General features: G+C 33.8%; 22 protein-coding genes. 5 read left to right on the top strand and 17 right to left on the bottom strand.

What is annotated here, in order from left to right:
- Positions 1-57: 57 nt before the first annotated feature.
- The 3 genes from QMO11_RS14950 (at position 58) to QMO11_RS14940 (ending at position 5,492) form a co-directional block, all read left to right on the top strand.
- A complete protein-coding gene (locus QMO11_RS14950) occupies positions 58-2,388 on the top strand; it encodes a glycoside hydrolase family 2 protein (RefSeq protein WP_282038024.1) in 2,331 nt (776 codons plus the stop codon).
- Positions 2,389-2,937: 549 nt separating this feature from the next.
- Positions 2,938-4,542 (top strand): hypothetical protein, encoded by a 1,605-nt coding sequence (locus tag QMO11_RS14945; RefSeq protein WP_282038023.1) that lies wholly within the window; start codon positions 2,938-2,940, stop codon positions 4,540-4,542.
- 149 nt (positions 4,543-4,691) lie between these two features.
- Positions 4,692-5,492 (top strand): BT1926 family outer membrane beta-barrel protein, encoded by an 801-nt coding sequence (locus QMO11_RS14940; protein WP_282038022.1) that lies wholly within the window; start codon positions 4,692-4,694, stop codon positions 5,490-5,492.
- 101 nt (positions 5,493-5,593) lie between these two features.
- On the opposite strand, the gene QMO11_RS14935 is transcribed toward QMO11_RS14940, so the two are convergent.
- The 7 genes from QMO11_RS14935 to nusB all read right to left on the bottom strand — a co-directional run bounded on the left by QMO11_RS14935 (position 5,594) and on the right by nusB (position 10,313).
- On the bottom strand, positions 5,594-6,019 hold the full coding sequence (locus QMO11_RS14935) for a DUF5606 family protein (protein WP_282038021.1): 426 nt from the start codon (positions 6,017-6,019) through the stop codon (positions 5,594-5,596).
- A 137-nt stretch (positions 6,020-6,156) separates the two neighbouring features.
- Complete coding sequence (locus QMO11_RS14930; protein WP_282038020.1) at positions 6,157-6,882, bottom strand: TerB family tellurite resistance protein; 726 nt, start codon at positions 6,880-6,882, stop codon at positions 6,157-6,159.
- The gene (gene coaE / locus QMO11_RS14925; RefSeq protein WP_282038019.1) at positions 6,882-7,460 is read right to left on the bottom strand and encodes a dephospho-CoA kinase; all 579 of its coding nucleotides are present in this window, start codon (positions 7,458-7,460) and stop codon (positions 6,882-6,884) included. Before coaE ends, QMO11_RS14930 begins: the two co-directional genes overlap by 1 nt.
- Positions 7,460-8,476: a CdaR family protein gene (locus QMO11_RS14920; protein WP_282038018.1), complete on the bottom strand. Its 1,017-nt coding sequence runs from the start codon at positions 8,474-8,476 to the stop codon at positions 7,460-7,462. Before QMO11_RS14920 ends, coaE begins: the two co-directional genes overlap by 1 nt.
- Before the next feature lie 134 nt (positions 8,477-8,610).
- Positions 8,611-8,931 carry a preprotein translocase subunit YajC gene (gene yajC / locus QMO11_RS14915; protein WP_075601784.1) on the bottom strand — a complete coding sequence of 107 codons (321 nt, stop codon included), beginning with the start codon at positions 8,929-8,931 and terminating at the stop codon, positions 8,611-8,613.
- A gap of 15 nt (positions 8,932-8,946) precedes the next feature.
- On the bottom strand, positions 8,947-9,357 hold the full coding sequence (locus QMO11_RS14910) for a DUF1573 domain-containing protein (RefSeq protein ID WP_282038017.1): 411 nt from the start codon (positions 9,355-9,357) through the stop codon (positions 8,947-8,949).
- An 8-nt stretch (positions 9,358-9,365) separates the two neighbouring features.
- A complete protein-coding gene (gene nusB, locus QMO11_RS14905) occupies positions 9,366-10,313 on the bottom strand; it encodes a transcription antitermination factor NusB (protein WP_282038016.1) in 948 nt (315 codons plus the stop codon).
- A gap of 397 nt (positions 10,314-10,710) precedes the next feature.
- On the opposite strand from nusB, the gene QMO11_RS14900 reads away from it, so the two are divergent.
- Positions 10,711-11,070 carry a DUF3276 family protein gene (locus tag QMO11_RS14900; protein WP_282038015.1) on the top strand — a complete coding sequence of 120 codons (360 nt, stop codon included), beginning with the start codon at positions 10,711-10,713 and terminating at the stop codon, positions 11,068-11,070.
- A 39-nt stretch (positions 11,071-11,109) separates the two neighbouring features.
- Here QMO11_RS14900 and QMO11_RS14895 read toward each other — a convergent pair whose 3' ends face one another.
- The 4 genes from QMO11_RS14895 to QMO11_RS14880 form a co-directional block, all read right to left on the bottom strand.
- Positions 11,110-11,571, bottom strand: coding sequence for a protease complex subunit PrcB family protein (locus tag QMO11_RS14895; protein ID WP_282038014.1), 462 nt, complete (start codon positions 11,569-11,571; stop codon positions 11,110-11,112).
- 43 nt (positions 11,572-11,614) lie between these two features.
- Complete coding sequence (gene fmt, locus QMO11_RS14890) at positions 11,615-12,583, bottom strand: methionyl-tRNA formyltransferase (RefSeq protein ID WP_282038013.1); 969 nt, start codon at positions 12,581-12,583, stop codon at positions 11,615-11,617.
- A gap of 16 nt (positions 12,584-12,599) precedes the next feature.
- A complete protein-coding gene (locus QMO11_RS14885; protein WP_282038012.1) occupies positions 12,600-12,788 on the bottom strand; it encodes a C1orf53 family protein in 189 nt (62 codons plus the stop codon).
- Positions 12,789-12,923: 135 nt separating this feature from the next.
- Entirely contained in the window at positions 12,924-13,907 is a 984-nt protein-coding gene (locus QMO11_RS14880) for a dihydroorotate dehydrogenase-like protein (protein WP_282038011.1), read from the bottom strand.
- Between the two features lie 120 nt (positions 13,908-14,027).
- Here QMO11_RS14880 and QMO11_RS14875 point away from each other — a divergent pair, with 120 nt between their 5' ends.
- Positions 14,028-15,095: an anhydro-N-acetylmuramic acid kinase gene (locus tag QMO11_RS14875; RefSeq protein ID WP_282038010.1), complete on the top strand. Its 1,068-nt coding sequence runs from the start codon at positions 14,028-14,030 to the stop codon at positions 15,093-15,095.
- 24 nt (positions 15,096-15,119) lie between these two features.
- Here the strand turns inward: QMO11_RS14875 and QMO11_RS14870 are convergent, their stop codons facing one another.
- From QMO11_RS14870 to xseA, 6 genes are all read right to left on the bottom strand, one after another.
- Complete coding sequence (locus tag QMO11_RS14870; RefSeq protein WP_075601792.1) at positions 15,120-16,355, bottom strand: bifunctional 3,4-dihydroxy-2-butanone-4-phosphate synthase/GTP cyclohydrolase II; 1,236 nt, start codon at positions 16,353-16,355, stop codon at positions 15,120-15,122.
- 74 nt (positions 16,356-16,429) lie between these two features.
- Positions 16,430-17,965, bottom strand: coding sequence for an LptF/LptG family permease (locus QMO11_RS14865; RefSeq protein ID WP_075601793.1), 1,536 nt, complete (start codon positions 17,963-17,965; stop codon positions 16,430-16,432).
- 138 nt (positions 17,966-18,103) lie between these two features.
- Positions 18,104-18,493 carry an START-like domain-containing protein gene (locus QMO11_RS14860; RefSeq protein WP_075601794.1) on the bottom strand — a complete coding sequence of 130 codons (390 nt, stop codon included), beginning with the start codon at positions 18,491-18,493 and terminating at the stop codon, positions 18,104-18,106.
- Between the two features lie 213 nt (positions 18,494-18,706).
- Entirely contained in the window at positions 18,707-20,098 is a 1,392-nt protein-coding gene (gene glmM, locus QMO11_RS14855; protein WP_282038009.1) for a phosphoglucosamine mutase, read from the bottom strand.
- A 73-nt stretch (positions 20,099-20,171) separates the two neighbouring features.
- On the bottom strand, positions 20,172-20,972 hold the full coding sequence (locus tag QMO11_RS14850) for a pseudouridine synthase (protein ID WP_282038008.1): 801 nt from the start codon (positions 20,970-20,972) through the stop codon (positions 20,172-20,174).
- Between the two features lie 286 nt (positions 20,973-21,258).
- On the bottom strand, positions 21,259-22,632 hold the full coding sequence (gene xseA, locus QMO11_RS14845; protein WP_282038007.1) for an exodeoxyribonuclease VII large subunit: 1,374 nt from the start codon (positions 22,630-22,632) through the stop codon (positions 21,259-21,261).
- Between the last annotated feature and the right edge of the window lie 4 nt (positions 22,633-22,636).

The raw sequence follows: 22,636 nt of genomic DNA, 5'->3' as shown, positions 1-22,636 counted from the left end.
TATAGGCAACTACAATGTTTTTGATCTTAATAAAACATTGAATCTAAATTGATATTTATGAAAAATATTTATTTTATAATTATAGCTTTATTAATACTTCATTCATCCTGTCAAAATCAGAATGAAGCAAAACTAAACTTTAATAGTAATTGGAAATTTAAGCTACTAGACGATGCAGACTCTGAGTCATCTTTATTTAAAAGCGATTACAAAGATTCTGATTGGGAAAATGTAAGCTTACCCCATACTGCTCATCTTGAACCTCTAGTGGTAAATGATCAATGGCAAGGTACGTGTTGGTACAGAAAAACTTTTGAGGTGCCAGAAACTAAGGGGAAGCAGATATTTATTGAGCTCGAGGCTGCAATGAATCACTCTAAAATTTGGGTAAATGGTGAGTTGCTGACTGTTCATCAGGGAGGTTACCTTCCTATAGTGATTGATGTTACCAAGTATGTTAGAAAAGGAAAGTCTAATTTAATTGCAGTACGACTAAATAATACAGACAATGCCATAACAGGGCCTAAGCCACTTGCTAAGCTTGATTTTAATATGTACGGCGGGCTATATCGTAATGCTTGGTTAATCACTAAAAAGAAGGTGTATATCTCACATCCTATTCTAGCAGATAAAGTAGCCGGAGGGGGAATATTTATTACAACACCAGAAGTTTCTTCCGATAGGTCAACTGTAAACATAAAAACGCACATTAATAATGAAAGTTATCACGATAAAGAGGTAGCTCTTGAGCATGTTATATCTTTTAATGGAGAAAAGATTCAAACTCAGTTCGCTTCGAGTCAAAGTATAGGATCTAAAAATTCTGTTGAGTTCGTTGAGCAGTTTTGTATTGAAGAGCCAGCTCTATGGTCGCCTGACGAACCAAATTTATATACGGTGCATACCAAAGTTTTAATTGCTGGAAATGTTGTTGATGAAGAAACAAATCGTTTCGGAATAAGAAAATTCGAGTTTAAAGAAAATCGATTGTATATAAATGGTGTTGAAACCTACTTGCGTGGAGTAAATAGGCACCAAGAATATCCATTTATTGGGTATGCATTATCAGACAATGCCCAATTTCGAGATGCTAAAAAAATTAAGGATGCAGGTTTTAATTGTATTCGTCTATCTCACTACCCACATTCTCCCGCATTTATGGATGCATGTGACGAGCTCGGTTTAATAACTATTGATGCTATTTTAGGGTGGCAATATTATCTCGATAGTGATTCATTCAGAGAATATTGTTACCGTTCAGCAACTGAATTGGTGCGCAGAGATCGTAATCATCCATCCGTTCTATCTTGGGAGGTATCTCTTAATGAAACTAAGATGCCCGTATTTTTCATGCAAAAACTACACGATATTGTCCACGCTGAGTATCCATCCGCTTTAACGTATTCTTGTGGTTGGATGAATGATGTTTACGATATTTACTTTCAGGCTCGTCAGCACAGAATAATGCATCATTACGATTCTATTCAGGGCAAACCTTATTTTGTGTCAGAATACGGAGATTGGGAATATCATTCTAAAAACCCAGGTTTAAACCAGCACAAGTTTAATGATATTATGAGGGCCGAAAAAAGCAGCCGTCAGCTACGAGGTGATGGAGAAAAACGAATGTTACAACAAGCTACTAATTGGCAAGAAGCTTATAATGATAACCTAACTACTGCTGCTTTTGGCGATGGTTATTGGGTAATGTATGATTATAATAGAGGATACCATGATAATATTGAATCATCAGGTGTAATGGATATATTTCGTTTGCCAAAGTTTGGATTCTCATTTTATCAGAGTCAGCGAGATGTAAGTGATACAATAGTATTAGATATTGCTAGTTATTGGAACGAAGAATCTCCTTTAGATCTAAAAGTTTATAGCAATTGCGATGAGGTTGCACTTTATTTAAATAATGAACTTATAGCGAAGCAATTGCCTGATGCTGATAGTATCACAAAAAACTTAAACCATCCACCCTTTACATTTAATTTAGGAGAGTTTAAACCTGGAGTGTTGCGTGCTGAGGGGTATCTAACTGAGCAAAAAGTAGCTGAAAATATAGTACAAACACCTGGTAAAGCTACGGCTTTAAAAATTTGGGTTGACGAAAGTGGTAAAGCACCTCAAGCCAACTTAAATGATGTTGTATTTTTATACGTTGCAGCAGTTGATGCCAATGGTACTATCGTGCCTAACTTTGAAGGAGAATTACAGTTAGAGACGAATGCAGACATCAAAGTCGTAAATGTTGGACCTATTAATTGTGAAGCTGGAATAGCCACAGCTTTATTAAGAGTGGGAGATAAGTCTGGTCAAGTATCTATTAATGCTGTTCTTAATAGCTTAAAAGCTGATTTTGCGTTTGAAATAGAAGAGTAATAAATAAATTACGGATTATATACCTGTTTTTAATTTCGAAATGAAATTAGGGACAGGTATTTTTTTTGTAAAAGAAATCAGACTTTTAATTGTTTACCCCCTAATAGAAAAAAATGACGTTTTGAATCTGAAAGGACTATAAATTGCGTTGTGTTATGTTGATTTCTTTATTAAATAGGAAGTTATTGTTAAATAATATTAATTCGGATGGATGGTTAGAATTCTGAGCTGATGAATGTCGTTTTTTATTGGATTAAAACATTGTTTTTCTAAATATGAATAAAATCACATGTGTTTTTTTTTGTTAAAATACTGATGAGAATTATAGCTTTAAGTGTTATTAAATAGGAGGTTAGTTTTTGATTTTTTTTAGTTTTAGTAAACATATACAATGCGTTGTGTATCAATGTATTTTTATGTAAAGTGAATTATTTTCGTTTGTTCATATTCATGCTATGTAAATTTCTCGGATTGGATTAGACCTTTTTAGTATTTATTTTTGCTTCGAAAATTAAACATAATAGATAAAGGATTTTTAAAATTTAAACCATGAACAAATTGAGATTATTTATTCCGATGAGTGCCTTAGCCCTAGGATTATTATTTACAAACTGTGTAGATAATACAGAGTCTGAAGGAGTAAATGCTATGAGAATTGCTCAAGCAGACCTAATTAAAGCGAAAGCAGAAGCAGAAAGGTTAGAAGCAGAAGCTAACGCAGCTTTAGCAAGTGCAAATGCAGAGTTGGCGCAAGCTAAACTTCAAAACGAATTATTAGAGATTGAAATTAAAGAGATTGAAAAGAAAAAGAAACAATTAGAATTAGCTTTAGCCGAAGCTCAGAATGAGCGAGACATTGAAATGATTAAAGCTGAGCTGGAAATTGAGAAAGCAAAACAACAAGAATTACTTATTTTAGCAAAAGCTGCAATTGCTGAAGCAGAAAATACTGCTGCAAGAGCCGTTTTAGAAGCGCAAGAAAAGATGTTAGCTGCTGTAACTTCATTAGATAAAGCTATTGCTGCTGCAAAAGCAGAAGACAGAGATGCTTTAACGTTATTAAAAAATGAGTATTCTGGTTTTTTAGCAGATATCGTAAGTAAGAATAATGAGATCATTGGAGTTGAAACAGAATTAGCATTTTATGCAATCTACGAAAATTATAATCTTCCAGCACAACAAGATAAAAAGATCATTGAGTTAAATAAGGCTAAACTAGAAAATCAAAAAGAAATTGTTGAGAAGTGGATTGTTGATTATTCTGCTATTGATGTAACCAATGATAATCAAGAATTATATCTTGCAGCTAGAGTTGATTCTGTAAATTTTGAGAATACTATTCTTAAGATGGAAGAGGATAAGGCTTTGTTAGTAAATAAATCTCTTGCTGCTGAGGTGGTTATGGATGATGCTAAAGAGGCGATAGATAAAGCTGAAGAAGCTATGGGTGAAGCAGAAGATCTTTATTATGATGCTATAGATGCTAAGAAAAATATTGATAAGTTAGCTAATAATGCAGACCATGAAGATGTGGAACTTTCAGATCTTACGGATGAAAATGGAGACGAGTTTAATTTTGTTGAAATGTTCGATTATGAATTAAATAGCCATGTAAATGGTATAGATAAGATCTATAGTATTGCATATTATGAAGACAAGATTACTTCAACAGCTGGTACAGATGATGAAGCAATGTATGTAGCACAAAAGACATTTGCTAATAGTGTGAGAGGATTTCTTGCAAGTTATTGGAGCATAACTGATCGTAAAGAAGATTTTTACGCAGCTAAAGATGTATATATTGCAGCTGGTGATGTTTACATTGAAAAAGTTCAATTATTTGATGATGCAAATGATTTAGTGGATGCGAAAAGTGCTGAAATTAAATTAGTTGTTGCTGATAAGGATTATAACAACAACTTTATTGCTGCACTTTATGGAACAAAAAAGAATGTTGAGGATTTAATTCGCAGTGCAAAAGAAGACTTAATTGAAATTGAGGAAGCATTACAAGCAATTGAAATTAATGCAATTGACTGGGCTGCTAAAACAGAGACAAAGAAACAAGAGCTTTTCATTTTACAAGAAGAGTTAGTTGTTTTAGAAGCACACGCTGCTACTGTTAAAGCTGAAATTGACGAGCTATTAAAATAATTAATGATTGATGTTATTGGGTTTGGTTTTATTCAAACCCAATACTCATTGTTCTTTTATAGAGCATAAAACAGATCCTACTGGATTTGTGGGTTTATTAATCATTCTATCCCACTAACTATTGTTAGTGGATAGTTAAATTTTAGCTTATGAATTTTATTAAAAATATATGTTTCTCAGGTATTGCTTTGTTACTTTCGGCTTCTGCTGTTGCTCAAGATTATAGTATCAACGCAGGAGATAAAATATTCTCACTAAACCTGGGGAATAAAGTAAATTATGGCTTTGTTAGTCATTATGAGACAAATCAAAGTACAAACAGTAGCAGTGCAGGAGAGCTTAGTCAGCCTACCTATATTACAGGTTACACAAATGATGTGAGTAATGCTATTGGGGTAGAGTTTAAGTATTTTGTTACATCACAAATTGCGGTTCGCTTAAGTGGAGCTGGAATGATCTCAGGGGCACCTTCTCAGGATTTTGTTGAGGGAGTTGATGTTTTAGAATCTAATGACCCAATGGCTAAAGTTCCTTCATATGCAATGACAGAAGGTTTAAATACACAGCAGTATTATGTTGATTTAGGTGCCGATTATTATTTTACCACAAGTATTGATAGATTATATCCTTACGTGGGAGTTCAAGGTAACTTTATTTATGGTTCATTAGAATTATCTGATGGTTACCTAGGGCTTGATGATAATGATGAAGTGTTACCTACACATGATACGCGAAAAGGTGAATCGTACGGATTTGGAGGAAGTTTAGTTGGTGGTGTTGACTATTATTTAGCACCTGGTTTTTTCCTTGGGGTTGAAATCAAAGCAGTTTCTTACATGCAAAGTGTAAAAAATATTTATCACCAATCAGGTTTAGAAGCTCAAAATACCTATTCACATAATACTTCATTCTTAACTCAACCGATTATTAAACTAGGTTTTAAGTTTTAAGGAATTATAAGTATTACTAAATAATAAAAGGCAGTAAGAATATTTCTTACTGCCTTTTTTCTGTCACAACTAAGTGATTATTATTTCAAAAAAAGGAGGTATTATGCTTCCTTTTCTTCTGTTTTTTCTTCAGTGGTATCAAAGTTTAATAACTCTTTTTCTTGAAGTAAGTTATACCACATAATTACTTTTTTCATATCCGAAACATAAACTCTATCCTGATCGTAATCTGGTAAAATTTCAGAAAAATAGGCTTTTAGTTCTTTAGCCGATACTTTATGGCTAATTGCTGCTCCACCATTTTCTTTATCAGAGATGTTTTTAAAAACATCAGCTAACTTAACATCAGCTTCCTCAGTAAAAATAGAAATATCTTCTAGTGCACTGATTCTTGATGTTGCGTAAGCTGGCATTCTTTTGCCATCAAGCAATGACTCAACAATAATGCTATTTTTTGCTTGTGATACTAACTTAAATAATCCTCCTTGCCCTGATACTGCAAGAACTCCCTTTAACATTTCACTCATGTTTATTATTTTATTAAGGGTAATACCTCTTAATTATTCAACTTTATTAATTGCTGCAAAAATAGAAGTTTTATAAAACAATGTGCAATTTTTTAGGCTTAAAACTTAAAAAATATGAGATATGATATTTGGTACAATTATTTGATACCTCTCTCTTTTTTAATTTGCTCAAAAGCTTCATTTACCTTTTGAAACTTCTCTTTAGCTGACTGTTGAAATTCTTCACCCAAGTGAGCCACCTTATCTGGATGAAACTTAACCGCCATCTTTCTGTAAGCTTTCTTCACTTCATCGTCAGAAGCACTCGCTGCTATTTCAAGTACCTTATATGCGCTATCTACATTTTTGTAATACATAGCCTCAACAGAGTTGTAATCGGGCAAAGAAATAAGAAGCATTTTTGCGATAAACGCAATTTCATTTCTTTCACTCTCTGGAATATGACCGTCAGAACTCGCTACGCCAAATAGCATATGAACAAGTTGAACTCTTGAATCATAATCAACATGATTCGCTATTTGGTTACAAACTTGTCTTGTATCAATGTCTTGTTTTAATATCTCACGTAACGATAACAATGCATCAGAGGCGTGTGATTCTCCAAGCGAACGAACTAAGTATAGTTTTACATAGTCAAGTTCAGCTTTTACAACTTTACCATCGGCTTTCATAACAGCTGCCATCAAAACTAAAAGTGATGCAACAAATCCATCACGTGGGTTGCCTTCATATTGTTCTGCTTCGCGCTCGTCAAATTCAATTGATCCAAAAACTAAACCAAGTAATGCGCCAACGGGTCCTAATAACCACCATCCTAAACCAGCTCCAAGTAGTGAACTTCCAGATAATCTAAATTTCTTCATTATATTCTTAATCTTTTATCTATTTCTAATATTTGAGGAATTACAAGATGCGTATCATCGGCATAAATAACTTCATTAGCACGTGCAATCTTTTCGGCGTCGTTCATCTGATTATTTATTCTATCAAGTATTTCTTCTTTACTAATTCCATCGCGCTCAATAACGCGTTTTACTCGTATCTCAATGGGCGCAGTTACGGTTATTATTTTGTCTACGGTTTTGTATGCTCCACTTTCAAAAAGAATAGCTGCCTCTTTAAGAATATACGGAGCTGTTTGTTGCTGATACCACTTTTTAAAATGTAATGCAACAGCAGGGTGGGTAATCTTATTTAGTTGATCTAATTTTTGCTTATCCTTAAAAACTATATTTGAGATAAAAGGGCGGTTTAATTTCCCATAGGCATAACTATTCGCTCCAAAAAGTGTTTTTATTTGGCTAATAATTGTATCGTCTTTATCGATTAGATTTCTAGCTTCTAAATCAGAATAATATACAGGTATCCCTAATGATTCAAATATCCTACATACAGTAGTTTTTCCGCTACCTATGCCACCGGTAATTCCAACTTTTAACATTACTTTTTCTCAAATAAACATTCAACAAACAGAGGAGAATAATTAACTGTGTTAATCCATTTGGGTTGCCTTAGCAATCTAACTTTTAATTTATCAGGTAAACCTTCGCCGGTAAAATTGTCATAATCAATAACTGCATGAAACAGAACGTCATCAATTTCGTTAAATTTACTCGCCGGAACTCTACAACTTAGGTTTATTTTTGCAGGAAATGTTCTCACCTTTAAGCTGTCGGGTAGGTTAATAGCCAATACAGGTATACTGATCTTCTTTTCAGTGAAGGGTTCAATAGGTAAATTTAAATTAACTTTTTCAGGATTTAGAATTACATTTTTAATTGGCCTAATCGCGACAAACTCATCAATAGAATCTTTAAGGTTACCGAAATCCTTAGGAATAAGTTCAACGAATTTAAGTGTGTCTATTATTGAAGAAGGTCCAGACACTTCTATTCTTTCTGGATCTATGTCAACATTTCCTGAAGGATAATACTCAGCTGCATATGTAAATGTTGATTGGTGTTTAACAGGAACAATTTTTCGTTGCTTTTTATCAAGCGAAACAGATAGTGTATCCGGAAAGATTTCGATTAATTCAATATTATTGGCTAGGCGCGATGATACAGCATTAAGGTATTCGCGTGATAACACGTAAGCAAATTGACTTTCGCCTTCTGATTTTAATTTGAAATTTGAAACACTTAAGAATAGCGGTGCTTCATCTTTACCAAAATAGTAGGGGAGTAAAGAGTATCCTTGGGCACGGATTTTTAATTGTAATCGATCATCGGTAGTGCCATGTAAAATATAATCATCAGGTAAATTCGAATATTTAATGGGATACGAAATATTCGTTACATATTCTTTACGTAATGCATTTAAGAACCACAATGCAGTGGCAATTAAGAAAAATATGAGGTAAATAAATAGGTCTCTATTTTCTTTTATCTTCTTTAAAATTGAAACAAGGTATGTTTTCCAATTTTTTAATTCGTCAACATTGTGCTTCATCCTCATAAATAGTATTTATTGATGGTAATGTAAGGATGATATCTGAAATTTATAGCCATAATATTTATAATAATAATAATTCATGGCATAAAAAAAGCCAATGACTCCATAAATTTAGTCATTGGCTTTCTAAAAAAAAATTATCGTTTCGCATTTGCGTCAGACATATCCATTATAATGGCAGATTTATCAATTTTGATAACCACACCTTTAGAAATTTCAACGTTAACATGCGCTTCTTTAATCTCTGCTACTTTACCATAAATACCACCTGTAGTAATAACTGCATCACCTTTTTTAAGTTCTTCGCGGTATTTTTTTAATTCTTTTTGACGTTTCATCTGTGGACGAATCATGAAAAAGTAAAAAACTACAATAATTAATATAAATGGCAATAATTGCATTACAACGCTTTGCCCTTCTGCTGGGGCTGCTTGTAATAAAAACGACTGTAAGTTCATTTCAAAAAATTTAGTTTAATTTATAACATTAGCCGATATCACCAGCTCAATAAATTGATTGGGTATATTGGCCTCTACTTTGATTATTTTGTATTGCTTGCCCGAGAAACCTTTGCTGTTAAATCGTATTTCAATTTCACCTTCTTCCCCTGGTAATACAGGTTCTTTTGTGTAATTGACTGTTGTACAACCGCAGCCTGGTTTAACGTTATTAATTAGCAATGGTGTTTCCCCTGTATTTGTATACTTAAAATAGCATCCTACAATTTCACCATTCTTTATTGAATTGAAATTATGTAACTCTTTATCAAACTTAATTTTTGTTTGGTTTTGAATTGACTCTGTAGCTATTTTATCCTGTTCCTTAGTACTAGTTCCACACGAAATTAGCACTAAGCTTAGAAGAAATACAATTAAGGTTCGCACAATAATAGTTATTTATTATCAATTAATCCTCTACCGGCTTTTTTTACTTTACCGTCAGCTTCTAATTCTTGTAAAGCTTTATCGAGAATACCGTTAATAAAAACATTACTTTTATCTGTGGAGTAGTGCTTGGCAATTTCTAGATACTCGTTGATAGAAACTTTTAAAGGAATGTTGGTAAATTCAACAATCTCCGCTAAAGCAATTTCCATAAGTACAATATCCATAAAGGCTACACGCTCTACATCCCAGTTTTTAGAGTGCTTTTTAATAAGTGCATGGTAATCTGAATGGTTTACAGCTGATTTTCTGAATAATCTTTTTACAAAGTCTTCATCGTCATCATCTTTAAATTGCCCCATTAAGCTAATGGATTCATCACCTTCATTTATGCCTTTTATGGTTTTAACAACCATACTCAAAACAAATTCAACCTCATCATTCCAATAGATACTTTGCTCTTCGAATGTTGGATAAATAGGCTCAAAATAAGCAATTACCTTTTCAAGAAGACGAGCTGCAAATTTTTTGTCAGCTTCAAAAGAATCTTCCTCAGCATTCATGTAATCTTGATATTGAGTAGACTCAAGAATATGGTTATAAAGGTTTTTTACAATGTCTTTATAATTAACCCAATTATTCCCGTTGTTATTAACAAACTTTACAACAGCTTCACTATCGATAAATTTTGCTAAAACTCTGTTGTTTACAAAACGCATGTTTGGATTTAACTCCGCTTCACTTGGCATTTTTTTATTCTTACCAAATTCAATTCGTCCTACAGCATATTCTCTTATTTCAAGTAATAATAAGATATATAGGAAATAAAGATCGTGAGATTTTGAGATACTATGGAATAACTCCTTTTCGGAGTTTTGAATTGAGGTATCGCCATTTTTATAATGTGCATAGAGCACTTGCATAACCTTAACTCGGAGTAGCCTTCTGTTTAGCATTCTGTAAAGAACTTTAGTTTTATAATATATGCCGCAAAAATAGGTCTTTTTTCATACCAATCCATAAAACAATTCTATTTTTTCAGCATTTTAACAGCTCTTAAGTAAGCTAAAAATATGCCAAAAGTGAATATTAGTAATATTTAATTATTATTGAGCTAACTATGATGCTTAAAAGCATTACGTTAAAATGTGGAGTAGTAGAATTAGAACATTAACTATTTATACGAATAGCTTATAATATATAACCAATATAGAGATTAAATCTTCAATTTATAAGAAGCTTTCGTGTAAAATGCAGCTTTTTGTTAAGTTATATTTAGATTAATTCATAAATATTTCCCACTTTTGAGATATAATTAAACTCAGATAATTAAAACCCTACAATTTTTTGACGATGGATGGATATGTGAATAAAGAAGGCAATGAAAGAACCGATAAGGAAGAAATTTTTTCAAAAGCCGTCCGTGCTGGTAAAAGAACCTATTTTTTTGACGTAAAGGCTACACGTAAAAATGATTATTACCTTACAGTTACTGAAAGTAAAAAACGTTTTGGCCAAGATGGCAAGCATTACTTCGAGAAACACAAAATATTTCTTTACAAAGAAGACTTTGATAAGTTTGCTGATGGCCTAGAGGAGGTTGTTGCTTTCATTAGAAATAAGCAAGCTGAAGAAAATAATGAGACTATTGGCGAAACCAAAGCTACCAACGATTATACAAATGTTGAATTTGAAGATTTAGTAAGCCAATAGTTTTGATAAAATATAGGAGGTAATATTTGCAATCTGTTGCTATAAATCTTCAGAAAAGATTACCTCCTTACTAGATTGTGGTATTTCAATAATTATGTAAGGACTTGTCATAACAGTCATTACTATGCCCTCAGGTTTGTCTATATGATACTTAATTGTTATAGAATCATCTGTTTCGATAATTGTATCTAGAATAACCTTGTATCCACTTGATGGTTTCTCACCTATGAATATCTCAGCCAGCATAGTTGTTTTAAAATCAATAGCATCAATATTAAATTCGTCTAACGATTTAATTGTTTGCTCATTTTTATTTCTAATTGTTTGCTCATTTTTATTTCTAACAACATAGGTGCTTTTTTTAGTAACCCGAGAAAAGTCACCCTGAGCATTTATCTTAAATTCAATAACTGTTGATTTATTTGAAGTATTTTTGCTTAAACTACATGATGCTAGTATCACTGTTACTAGTAATGCTATTTTTAACCTTAACATTTTCATAATTTGTATTTTAAATGTGTTTGTTAATTATTATATGTATACTTTATTTGACTCTATAATCTTGTATGGTTTTAAAACCATTTAAGAATTCTTTAGTGTTCATTCTTTTCTTGCCTGAAATTTGCAAGGATTTAATACTTAATGCGCCTCCGTTACCATTTATGATTATGGATTGTTTTCCATCAGAAGTAATTTCGCCAATACTGTTTTTAGACTCTATAATCTCAGTATCAAATATTTTAAGCGTTGTTGTAGTGCCATCCGTGTGGGTAAGTTCTGTCCAAGCAGCAGGGTAGGGACTTAACCCTCTAATTTTATTGTATACATTCTTAATTGGTTCTGACCAATCAATTTTACAATCATCCTTAAAAATTTTAGGTGCCGGATTCAGAGTTACATCGTCCTTGAAATATTCTGATTGAGGCTTGGTTTCTGCTGTGCCATTGCAAATTTTCACGACAGTTTCAAGGACAAGATCGGCTCCTAAAACCATCATTTTATCATGAACAATACCTGCATTATCATTTTCAGAGATTGGCAATGTTTTTTGATCTATAATGTTACCTGTGTCAATTTCATGTTGTAAAAAGAAGGTAGTAACACCGGTTTCTTTGTCGCCATTAATTACAGCCCAGTTAATTGGAGCAGCACCACGGTATTGCGGTAAAAGAGATCCATGTAAATTAAATGATCCTAATTTGGGCATATTCCATACAACTTCAGGTAGCATTCTAAATGCTACAATTATTTGCAAATCGGCATTTAAAGCTTTAAGTTCTTTTAGGAATGTTTCATCTTTGAGTTTTTCTGGTTGAAGAACAGGAATGTTATTTAGAACCGCAAAATCTTTTACAGGTGAGGTTCTTATTTTCTGACCCCTACCAGCTTTTTTATCAGCTACAGTAACTACGCCAACAACGTTATATTTATTTTCAACAAGTTTTTTAAGGCTTTCTACAGCAAAATCAGGTGTTCCCATGAACACGATTCTCAACTTTTCTTTACTTATCATCTTTTCTCTTTAATGCTTATTGTAATTGACTATTCCCTTTTTGATGTTTAGGGTGATACGGACAGTTTTTACATCCGTTACCACAGCAATAGCCTCTTTCGCTTAGGTATTTTTTTGTCATAATCCTAAACCCACGTGGATCCATAATGAAGTCTATACCTTCCTTCAAAGGGTCTTGTACATAATAATCATCAATGTATTCCATTTTATATAATGATGTTTTGGGTCACAAAGATAGTTTTTATACTGATTGTATTTTTAAATAGTAGTTTAGAATTTTAGCAACTTTCTATATAGTGAAGATCCTATCATTAAAAATGAATAGTGTAATAATATGAATCTATTTATCTGCAAAATGTTTCATGAATTGAACACGCATATATACCGCAGGGTTTTCTGTTTTAGATTGACTTAATACACCACAGACATCTTCTAGATTAGAAAAGCCTTTCGAATTCATCCAAGTCATTAGTTCATCTAGCATGATGGAGATTTGAGAGAATCCTGATTTGTAAAGAACGCTTGCTAGTTGAACTGTTTTGGCACCTGCCAATAGCATTTTAATAAGTGTTTCACTGTTATGAACACCTGTAGATGCGGATATGTCGCAGTTAACTCTATCTGATAATATACCAATCCACCTTAGGGGTAAAGTATAATCAACTTGTGAGCTAAATTTTGGCGCAGAAGTTATGGTCAGTTCATTTATGTCAATATCTGGCGAGTAAAATCGATTGAACAGAACAAGCCCTTTTATGCCGGTATCTGAGAGTGCGGTTACGGTTTTAGTGATGTTGGTAAAATAAGGACTAATTTTTATCGAAATAGGAATAGTTACTTCCTTTTTTACAGCATCAATAATCTTGTAATAAATATCTGTATCTCCATCGTGACTCATAGTGTCAGATGGTTGGATGAATATATTTAATTCAATAGCATCTGCTCCTGCATCTTGCAGTGAACGTGCAAAGTAGGGCCAAGTTTCTGCTGTAATTGCGTTTATGCTTGCGATAATTGGTATATCAACAGTTTTTTTACAATCGCTTATTAATTTTAGGTAAGCGCTTAATGTATCTTCTACATTTTGATTTTCATAAAACTCAAGAGTCTCTGGGTAAATGTAGTGCGAAGTTTGGTTTTTACGCATAGTGTGCTCAAACTCCTTAATTATTTCTTCTTCGAATAATGATTTTAAAACGATTGCTCCTGCACCTTGTTTTTCTAATTCTTTTATGTCATCCACAGAATTTGTTAAACCCGAGCTGCTTGCAATTATTGGACTTTTAAGCTTTAATCCGAGGTAGTCTACTGATAAATTGGGCATACTGTTTATTTTACGAGGGTGAAAAAAAGCACCGATTTTTGAAATAATAATTCTATAATTCTGACATAATCCTAAAATAGTAATAATTTCGGACTTGATAAATAGAAGAACAATAATAGGATGGAAGAAGTAAAGAAATATAAGGTTGTTGGAGTAATGAGCGGTACCTCACTTGATGGACTTGATTTAGCTTTGTGTTCTTTCACCTATATTAAAAGTAGATGGTGTTTTACTATTGATAGGTGTAGTACCATTGCATATAATAATGATCTTAAACAAAGTTTGGCTACAGCTCAAAATTTAAGTGCCTATGATTTTGTAAAGTTGCACCGTGAATATGGTGTTTACATAGGGCAGGAAATTGTTGAGTTTATTGAAGGGGAAGAGAATATTGATTTGATAGCTTCTCACGGGCATACAATATTTCATGAGCCTAAGAATAATGTAACTTTTCAAATTGGATGTGGCGTTCAAATTTCTGCACAAACCGGTTTAAAAGTGGTATCAGATTTTAGAACCCTAGATATTGCTTTAGGAGGACAGGGAGCTCCATTGGTTCCTATTGGGGATCAATTATTATTTAATGATTATGATGGCTGCATTAATTTAGGTGGTTTTGCGAATATTTCTTATCAGCAGGGAGAGAGTAGAGTTGCATACGATATTTGCCCTGTTAATATAATTACTAACGATATAGTAAAAGACGCTTTTGATTTGCCCTATGACGATAAAGGTAAAATGGGTAAACGTGGTACAGTAATTAAACCTTTATTATCTGAGTTAAATAATTTAGAGTTTTATAGTTTAAAAGCTCCAAAGTCTTTGGCAAGAGAGTGGGTTGAGGATTGTGTACAGCCTATTTTATCAAAATATGAAACCAATTTAGCTGAAGATATTTTAGCAACATTGTATATGCATTACGCTGTGCAAATTGTAAATGTTATTGATGATAATAAATTAAAGAATGTGCTTTTTACAGGAGGAGGTACTTTCAATAATTATTTAATGGAATTGATATCAGGCCTGACTGCTGCGAATGTGAATATTCCATCTAAGGAAACAATAGATTTTAAGGAAGCCTTAATTTTTGCCTTTCTAGGAGTATTGCAGCAAGAGGGTGAAGTGAACTGTTTAAAATCGGTAACGGGTGCTCGTAAAGATAATTGTGGAGGAAGCGTAACGAATTAGCTTCCTCCATATATTTTTAAAGTATTATTTACTTTTATATTTAAAGAACTCGAGTTGATGTCCCATGCGTTCTTTTTTTGTTTTCATGTAAAACTCATTGTGCTCGTTTGGCTCAATCTCGATAGGTACATTTTCAACAATCTCTAAACCATATCCCTCTAAACCGATTCTTTTAATTGGATTATTAGTCATTAATCGCATTTTTTTCACACCTAGTTCGCGTAAAATTTGAGCGCCAACACCATAATCTCTTTCATCAGCATCAAAGCCAAGTTGAGTGTTTGCATCTACAGTATCAAGTCCTTCTTCCTGAAGTTTATAGGCTTTCATTTTATTCATTAAGCCAATACCTCGTCCTTCTTGGTTCATGTATACTAATACACCTTTACCTTCCTCTTCAATGCTTTGTAATGCTTTTTCAAGCTGCTCGCCACATTCGCATCTTAGTGAATGAAAAATATCGCCTGTTGCACAAGAAGAATGCACTCGTACTAAAACAGGTTCATCTTCATTCCATTCACCCTTAATAAGGGCCATGTGTTCAACTCCATTTGACTTCTGGCGGAAAGGAATAAAATGGAAGTTACCTCTACGAGTAGGCATGTTTACTTTCTCACCCTTAACAACAAGGCTCTCTTGTTTTAGGCGGTAAGCAATTAAATCTTGTATAGTAATTAATTTTAAATCAAATTTCTCTGCAATTTCAACAAGCTGCGGTAGGCGAGCCATTGTGCCATCTTCATTTAAGATCTCAACCAAAACTCCTACGGGAGAAAGTCCTGCTAAGCGGGCTAAATCAACAGCAGCCTCGGTATGCCCAGCTCTTCGAAGTACACCTCTATTTTTTGCTTTAAGCGGGAAAATATGACCTGGTCTACCCAAATCTTCAGGAGTGGTTTTAGGATTACTTAGAGATAATATGGTTTTTGCTCTATCTGAAGCAGATATACCTGTTGTACAGCCTTGGCCAATTAAGTCGACAGATACAGTAAAAGGAGTTGCGTGTAATGCAGTGTTTTTACCAACCATTAAATCAAGGTCTAATTCTTCTGCGCGTTCCTCGGTGATAGGAGCACAAATTAACCCTCTACCATGAGTTGCCATAAAATTAACCTTTTCAGGTGTCATTAATTCTCCGGCGGCAATAAAGTCACCTTCATTCTCTCTATCTTCGTCGTCAATTACAATAATTAACTCACCTTGTTTGATGGCCTCAATGGCGTCTTCAATACTATCTAATTTATAGGATTGATTGCTCATGGAAATATGCTTTTTAATGAATTCTTCTTTCAGAGTGCAAAGGTAATAAATAATTTACCTGTAACAATGTTTATCTATTTAGTCTTGTTTTTCTTTTTGGGCACGACCTTTTCAACATAAGGTTTAATCTTCGCATATATTTTTTGAAAGAAGATGACATAGGCATCTGAGTTTAGTATTGCACTATCTGTTGCTGCCTTGTAAGTTAAGAATACTCCTAATGGAAAAAGAACTGCAGAAGAAAGCCAAATGCCAAATACCGGAGGCCATACGCCTTCTTTACTTACCTTCAGTCCAAATGTGTCGATAATATAATAGACGATAAAAAATAAAACAGAGATAACCACAGGCATTCCCAACCCTCCTTTACGGATTATGGCACCAAGTGGGGCACCTATAAAGAAGAAAATAAAACAGGCAAATGATAAGGTAAACTTACGATGCCATTCTATTTTATGTCTCCTAATTTTATTTTCTACACTTTCAATATGTGTTAACTGATCTTCTATAACTGTTTTTGAATCGCGAGCTCTGCGTATGGCATTTTCTAATACCATTACTTTATCTTCGGTTCTAAATTGAGTAAAGGCACTATCACTATCTAGTGCAGCATATTCATCGAATTTAGGAAGTTTGAGTAGTGTTGTATCCTTAAAGTTTGCTGAATTCTTCTGCCGTTGAACTGCTCTTCTTCGTTTGCTATTTATAAAGTAGGCACCTTCAACACGAGGCTTGAGTTGCTCCACAAACTGGTTTCGAGAATTTGTTAAGGAATCTTCATCATGAGTAAGCTGATCAAGATTCTTCATTCTATCATTACTCTTAAATCCACCTTCGTCAAATCGGTTGAAATCTAAACCATGCATTGGTATCAAGGCAACTTGTTTTCCGAAGTAATCAGTTCTAAAGCTTTGCCGGTCGCGTTTGGAAATCCGCCCCCGTTTATCATCTGCTTTAGCATTATATTTGTGTCCGCTAAATAAGGTTAGCCGGAGTGACTTTTTGTCTTCTGATATTTGCATTTTACCAGAATCAGCCAAGGTAACGTTACTGTTTTTAGCCAATTTATTTCGATGATCATAAATCATAATATCATACAACATATCTGTTGTTTTTGATTTATTTTCAACTTTTATACTGAAATCAGTTATGCCGTCATAAAATATCTTTTCCTTGATGTCGAATTCAGGGCTAGCCCTCCGAACCGACCATAGTAAGGAATATAGTTTTAGGTTTGCAACGGGCAGAATATTATTGGAAAATTTAAACGCACCATAACTTACCATAACCGTGAATATAATTAATGGCAGCATTATTCGAGGTAATGAAATTCCGGATGATTTTATTGCTGTTAGCTCATAGTTTTCGCCTAAACTACCAAAAGTCATTAGTGAGGCTAATAGAATGGCTAAGGGAAGAGCTAATGGTACAACTTGAAGTGCTGCGTATACCATAAGTTCAGCAAGGACAGACATCTCGAGGCCTTTACCAACCATGTCGTCAACATACTTCCAAAGGAATTGCATTAATAGAACAAATAAGCAAATTAAAAAGGTCATTGACAGTGGAGCCAAATAGCTTTTTAAAATAAAAACATGAAGTTTCTTCATTGTATCAATATAAATATGGCAGTTTAGTGCAAAAAAAACACCTATAAACAAAAGTAGCTTATAGGCGCAAAGTTATATGAAATATCGTAAAAATTATAGCTTCAGAAGCCAAATTGCTTAAAGAGCTACAAAACAGTTTTATACAGATCCAAGACCATGTTTTAATTGATCTACTTGTTGATTCCACAATTCTATAGAATCTTCTTTATCATCAGCCTCAGCAAAGTCAGTAATCACCAAAGCAGTATCTCCGGTTAAATCATCAACTACAATACTAAATTCAAAAAAAGTATCTTCCTCTTCATCATCCAACCAATGGAAGCGAATATATTGGTTCTCTTTTTTTGATAACAATTCAGCCTCTTGTTCAGAACCATCCCAATAGAAAGTGTATTTGCTAAGTTTAACATTAACATCATCAGAAAACCATTCGGATAAACCGCTAGGTGTTGAAAGTCTATTGTATAAAATAGCAGGAGATGTTTTTATAATAAATTCGAGTTGATATTCTTCTTTTGTATCTGGCATAGTACAAGTAGTAAAAGGTTAATATGTTATTAGGCAATATAGGGTTTTTTACCTGAAAAAGAAATTTATGTAGTTCTTTAAGTACTTAAAACACTAATAACCGCAAGGTTTTTGATCTGATTTTATAAAAATGATGCTGATGTGATTTTTTAATCCGTTTAAACGAAAAATATTAATCGTGCCATTATTAAATTTCGATGAAGAAAAAGCAGGCTAAAGACCTGCAATTTCTTTTATATCGTTTATAATAGTTTGAGCTAATTGATCAGCTTCATCCATAGTTGCCGCTTCAGAATAAATACGAATAATTGGCTCAGTATTCGATTTTCTTAAATGCACCCATTTCTCAGCAAAGTCGATTTTAACGCCATCAATATCATTAATTTGTTCGTCGCTATATTTATTTTTAACTTCTAATAGGATTTTATCCACATTAATTTCAGGAGTTAATTCAATCTTATTTTTTGAAATATAATACTCGGGATATGTAGCTCTTAATTTAGAACACGTTTTGCCCGATTTTGCTAAATGTGTTAAAAATAAACCGATACCAACCAAGGCGTCTCTACCGTAATGAGATTCAGGATAAATAATTCCACCGTTACCTTCACCACCAATAACCGTATTGGTTTCTTTCATTTTGCTTACTACATTTACTTCTCCTACGGCGGCAGCGGCATAAGATCCACCATGTTTTTCAGTAACATCGCGCAAAGCACGTGTTGATGAAAGGTTAGATACTGTATTGCCTGGTTTGTTGCTTAAAATATAATCGGCAACAGCCACTAAAGTATATTCTTCGCCGAACATAGAACCATCTTCATTCACGATAGCAAGTCTATCAACATCAGGGTCAACTACGAAACCAACATCAGCTTTCTTCTCTTTTATAAGCGATGCTATTTCGGTTAAATTTTCAGGTAGTGGCTCGGGGTTGTGCGGAAATTGTCCGTTTGGTTCACAATAAAGCTCAATGGTATTTTTAACACCTAAGGCTTTTAAAAGAGGAGGAAGGTAAGTTCCACCAACAGAGTTAACACAATCTAGCGCAACCGTTAAATTTGAGTTTTTAATTGCATCAACATCCACTAATTCTAAATCGCATACATGCTGAACATGTTTCTGAAGGTAAGAGTCGTCATTTTTCACTTCTCCTAAATCATCAACATCAACAAAAGTAAAGGATTCCGATTCGGCAATTTCTAATATTTTTTCGCCTGCCTTGCCATCTAAAAACTCGCCTTTATTATTTAATAATTTTAGGGCATTCCATTGTTTTGGGTTATGACTGGCAGTTAAAATAATACCTCCATCGGCATTTTCCCATTCAACAGCTAATTCTGTTGTAGGTGTAGTTGATAAACCTAAATTAATCACATCAGCACCCATGCCCATTAGTGTAGCCACTACAAGTCGGTCTACCATAGGGCCTGAGATACGAGCATCACGCCCCACAACAACTGTGATTTTATCTTTACCTACATTTTGCTTTGCCCATGTTGCATAGGCAGCTGTAAATTTTACTACATCAAGAGGGCTTAAACCTTCTCCTGCTTGGCCTCCAATGGTGCCTCTAATTCCTGAAATGGATTTTATTAAAGTCATGATTTTTGTTTGTACGTACGATAGTTCTCGACGTTAGGTTATTATATTCTTATAAGTACTTAAAGGTACTTTGTTATTTCATTATTCCGGCTTTTAAAAAAGTAACTTCTTTTGCTGATAAATAGCGATACTTCCCACGAGGGACATCTTTTTTGGTAAGGCCTGAGAAGTAAACTCTATCAAGTTTAACAACCTCGTAACCTAGGTGAGCAAAAATTCTACGGACAATTCTATTTTTTCCGGAGTGAATTTCGATGCCAACTTCAAGTTTATTATCCTGTACCAAGCTTATTTTATCTGATTTAATAAAACCATCCTCTAACTCAAAGCCTTTGTCTATTGCATCAAGATGCTCTTGGGTAATGGGTTTATCAAGAAAAGCATGGTAAATTTTGCGGTGTTCGTGACTAGGGTGGGTGAGCTGCTTTGTTAAATCACCATCGTTGGTTAAAAGTAAAACCCCAGTAGTCATTTTATCAAGTCTGCCAACTGGGTATATGCGCTCATCACAAGCATTTTTTACTAAATCAATTACCGTTCGTTTGGCATGCGGATCTTTAAGTGTAGTTACATAGTCTTTTGGCTTATTCAAAAGAATATAAACCATTTTCTCTATAATTAATTCTTTACCCTCGTAAACTACTTTATCTGTTTTCTTCACCATGGAGCCCATGGCGGTTACAACTTCTCCATTCACAGAAACCAACCCTTCAGCTATTAATTTGTCGGCTTCTCTACGGCTACAAACACCAGTGTTTGCTACAAATTTATTTAAACGTATAGTGTCTTTTTTTTGAGTGTCAGATGATTGTTTATTTAGGTTATCATCTGTTTTTTTATTGGGTTTTTTCTTATCGAAGTAGTTGCCGTTCATTTTGATATATCTAATTTTTGCAAAGTTCTTAAAATAATCTGAATACTAATACAAAATGGATAGAATTTGACGAATTGAGGGTGGGAGTAATCGAAGTAATTATACAAAAAAAAGGAACACCTGTTTATTGGTGTTCCTTACTTAATTATAAACCCTAAAATCTATGAAAAAATCTAATGCTCCGAAAAAAAGCATTTTACACAAGCTGATATATAATTAACACGAGTGTGGTAAAATTGTTTAGCTATGTGCGATAATAATATATTCTGATTTTTAGAGTGTTGTTTTATTTCTTGGTGACCTTTGATTCAATTTTATCAGCGAATAAATGTGTTGTAATTGTATCCCCTTCTTTTACATCTTGTTTATTTTTGATGACTTTACCATTGGCATAAGAAATGGAATAGCCTTTTCGTAATATGTTTGTGGGATTTAAGAGTTCGTTGGTTTTATTAAAAATGTTGAGGTTTGATTTTTCTTGATTGATAAAATGGTGAACCCGCGTATTTAGTCGAGGTTTTACTTGCTGTAGTTTAAGCCTATGTTGGTTAATTATATTCTGACTCGAGTAATCGATATTCAGTTTGCTTTTATTCAGAAATGCACTTTCATTTTGTATAAAACGGGAGGTTTCTGATTTTAGAATATGTGATAAGTTTTGGAGTCTACTTTCTTGGCTTAAAATGGCATTCTTAACCAGAGGTTTTAACCTAGCCGAATTATTATTGTGTTGATTTTTAAGTTCAGTGATTATTTGTTCGGTGCTATAGATTAATTGGTTTTTATATTCGCTGAGATCATTATTAAATTCAGTGGCTAATTCAATTATAAATTCGGCAACAGCAGTTGGTGTTTTTAAATGCGTATGGGCAACCAAATCCACAATGGATTCATCTCGCTCATGACCAATACCTGAAAAAACAGGTAGCGGGAATTGTGCAATATTATAAGCAATCCAATAGTTATCAAAGGCCATTAAGTCGGAGCTTGAACCTCCTCCTCTTATAATTGCTACAGCATCAAAGAAACCTTCATGTTCATATATTTTTTCAAGAGCTGCAGCAACAGATTCTTCAGTTTGATCGCCTTGCATAATTGCAGGGAAGAGTTTCGTATAGAATTTAATGCCAGCTTTGTTACTGTTTAGTTGATTCATGAAATCTTCATACCCTGCGGCAGAAGGAGAGGAGATAATGGCAATTTTTTGAACCACCATAGGTAGCTCAATATCCTTATTCATATCAATTACCCCTTCTTCGGTGAGCTGTTTAATGATCGCCTGTCTTTTTTGAGCCATATCTCCCAAAGTATAGTTCGGGTCAATATCTCTAACATTTAGGCTTAAACCATACACTTCTTGATAATCGATACTAGCCCGTATCATAACTTTGATACCTGACGATAGTGTTTGGCCAGTGCTCGATTCAAAATAAGGTTTCAACATCCTGTAGGTGTAAGCCCAGATGTTGGCTCTGGTTTTGGCAATTATCTGTTCGCTACCTTTTTCTTTCTCAATTAGCTCAAGGTAACAGTGGCCATTGCGCACCTCTCGTATTTCGCTTATTTCAGCAACCACCCAATAGGTGTCATCAAATTGGGTGTGAATGGCCTTTTTTACATTGTTATTTAATTCGAAAAGAGAAAGAGGGGCATCGCTCATAATC

Source organism: Saccharicrinis aurantiacus (genome assembly GCF_947489045.1).
GTDB classification, from domain to species: domain Bacteria; phylum Bacteroidota; class Bacteroidia; order Bacteroidales; family Marinilabiliaceae; genus Saccharicrinis; species Saccharicrinis aurantiacus.
This window is presented reverse-complemented; position numbering and strand designations above follow the sequence as displayed.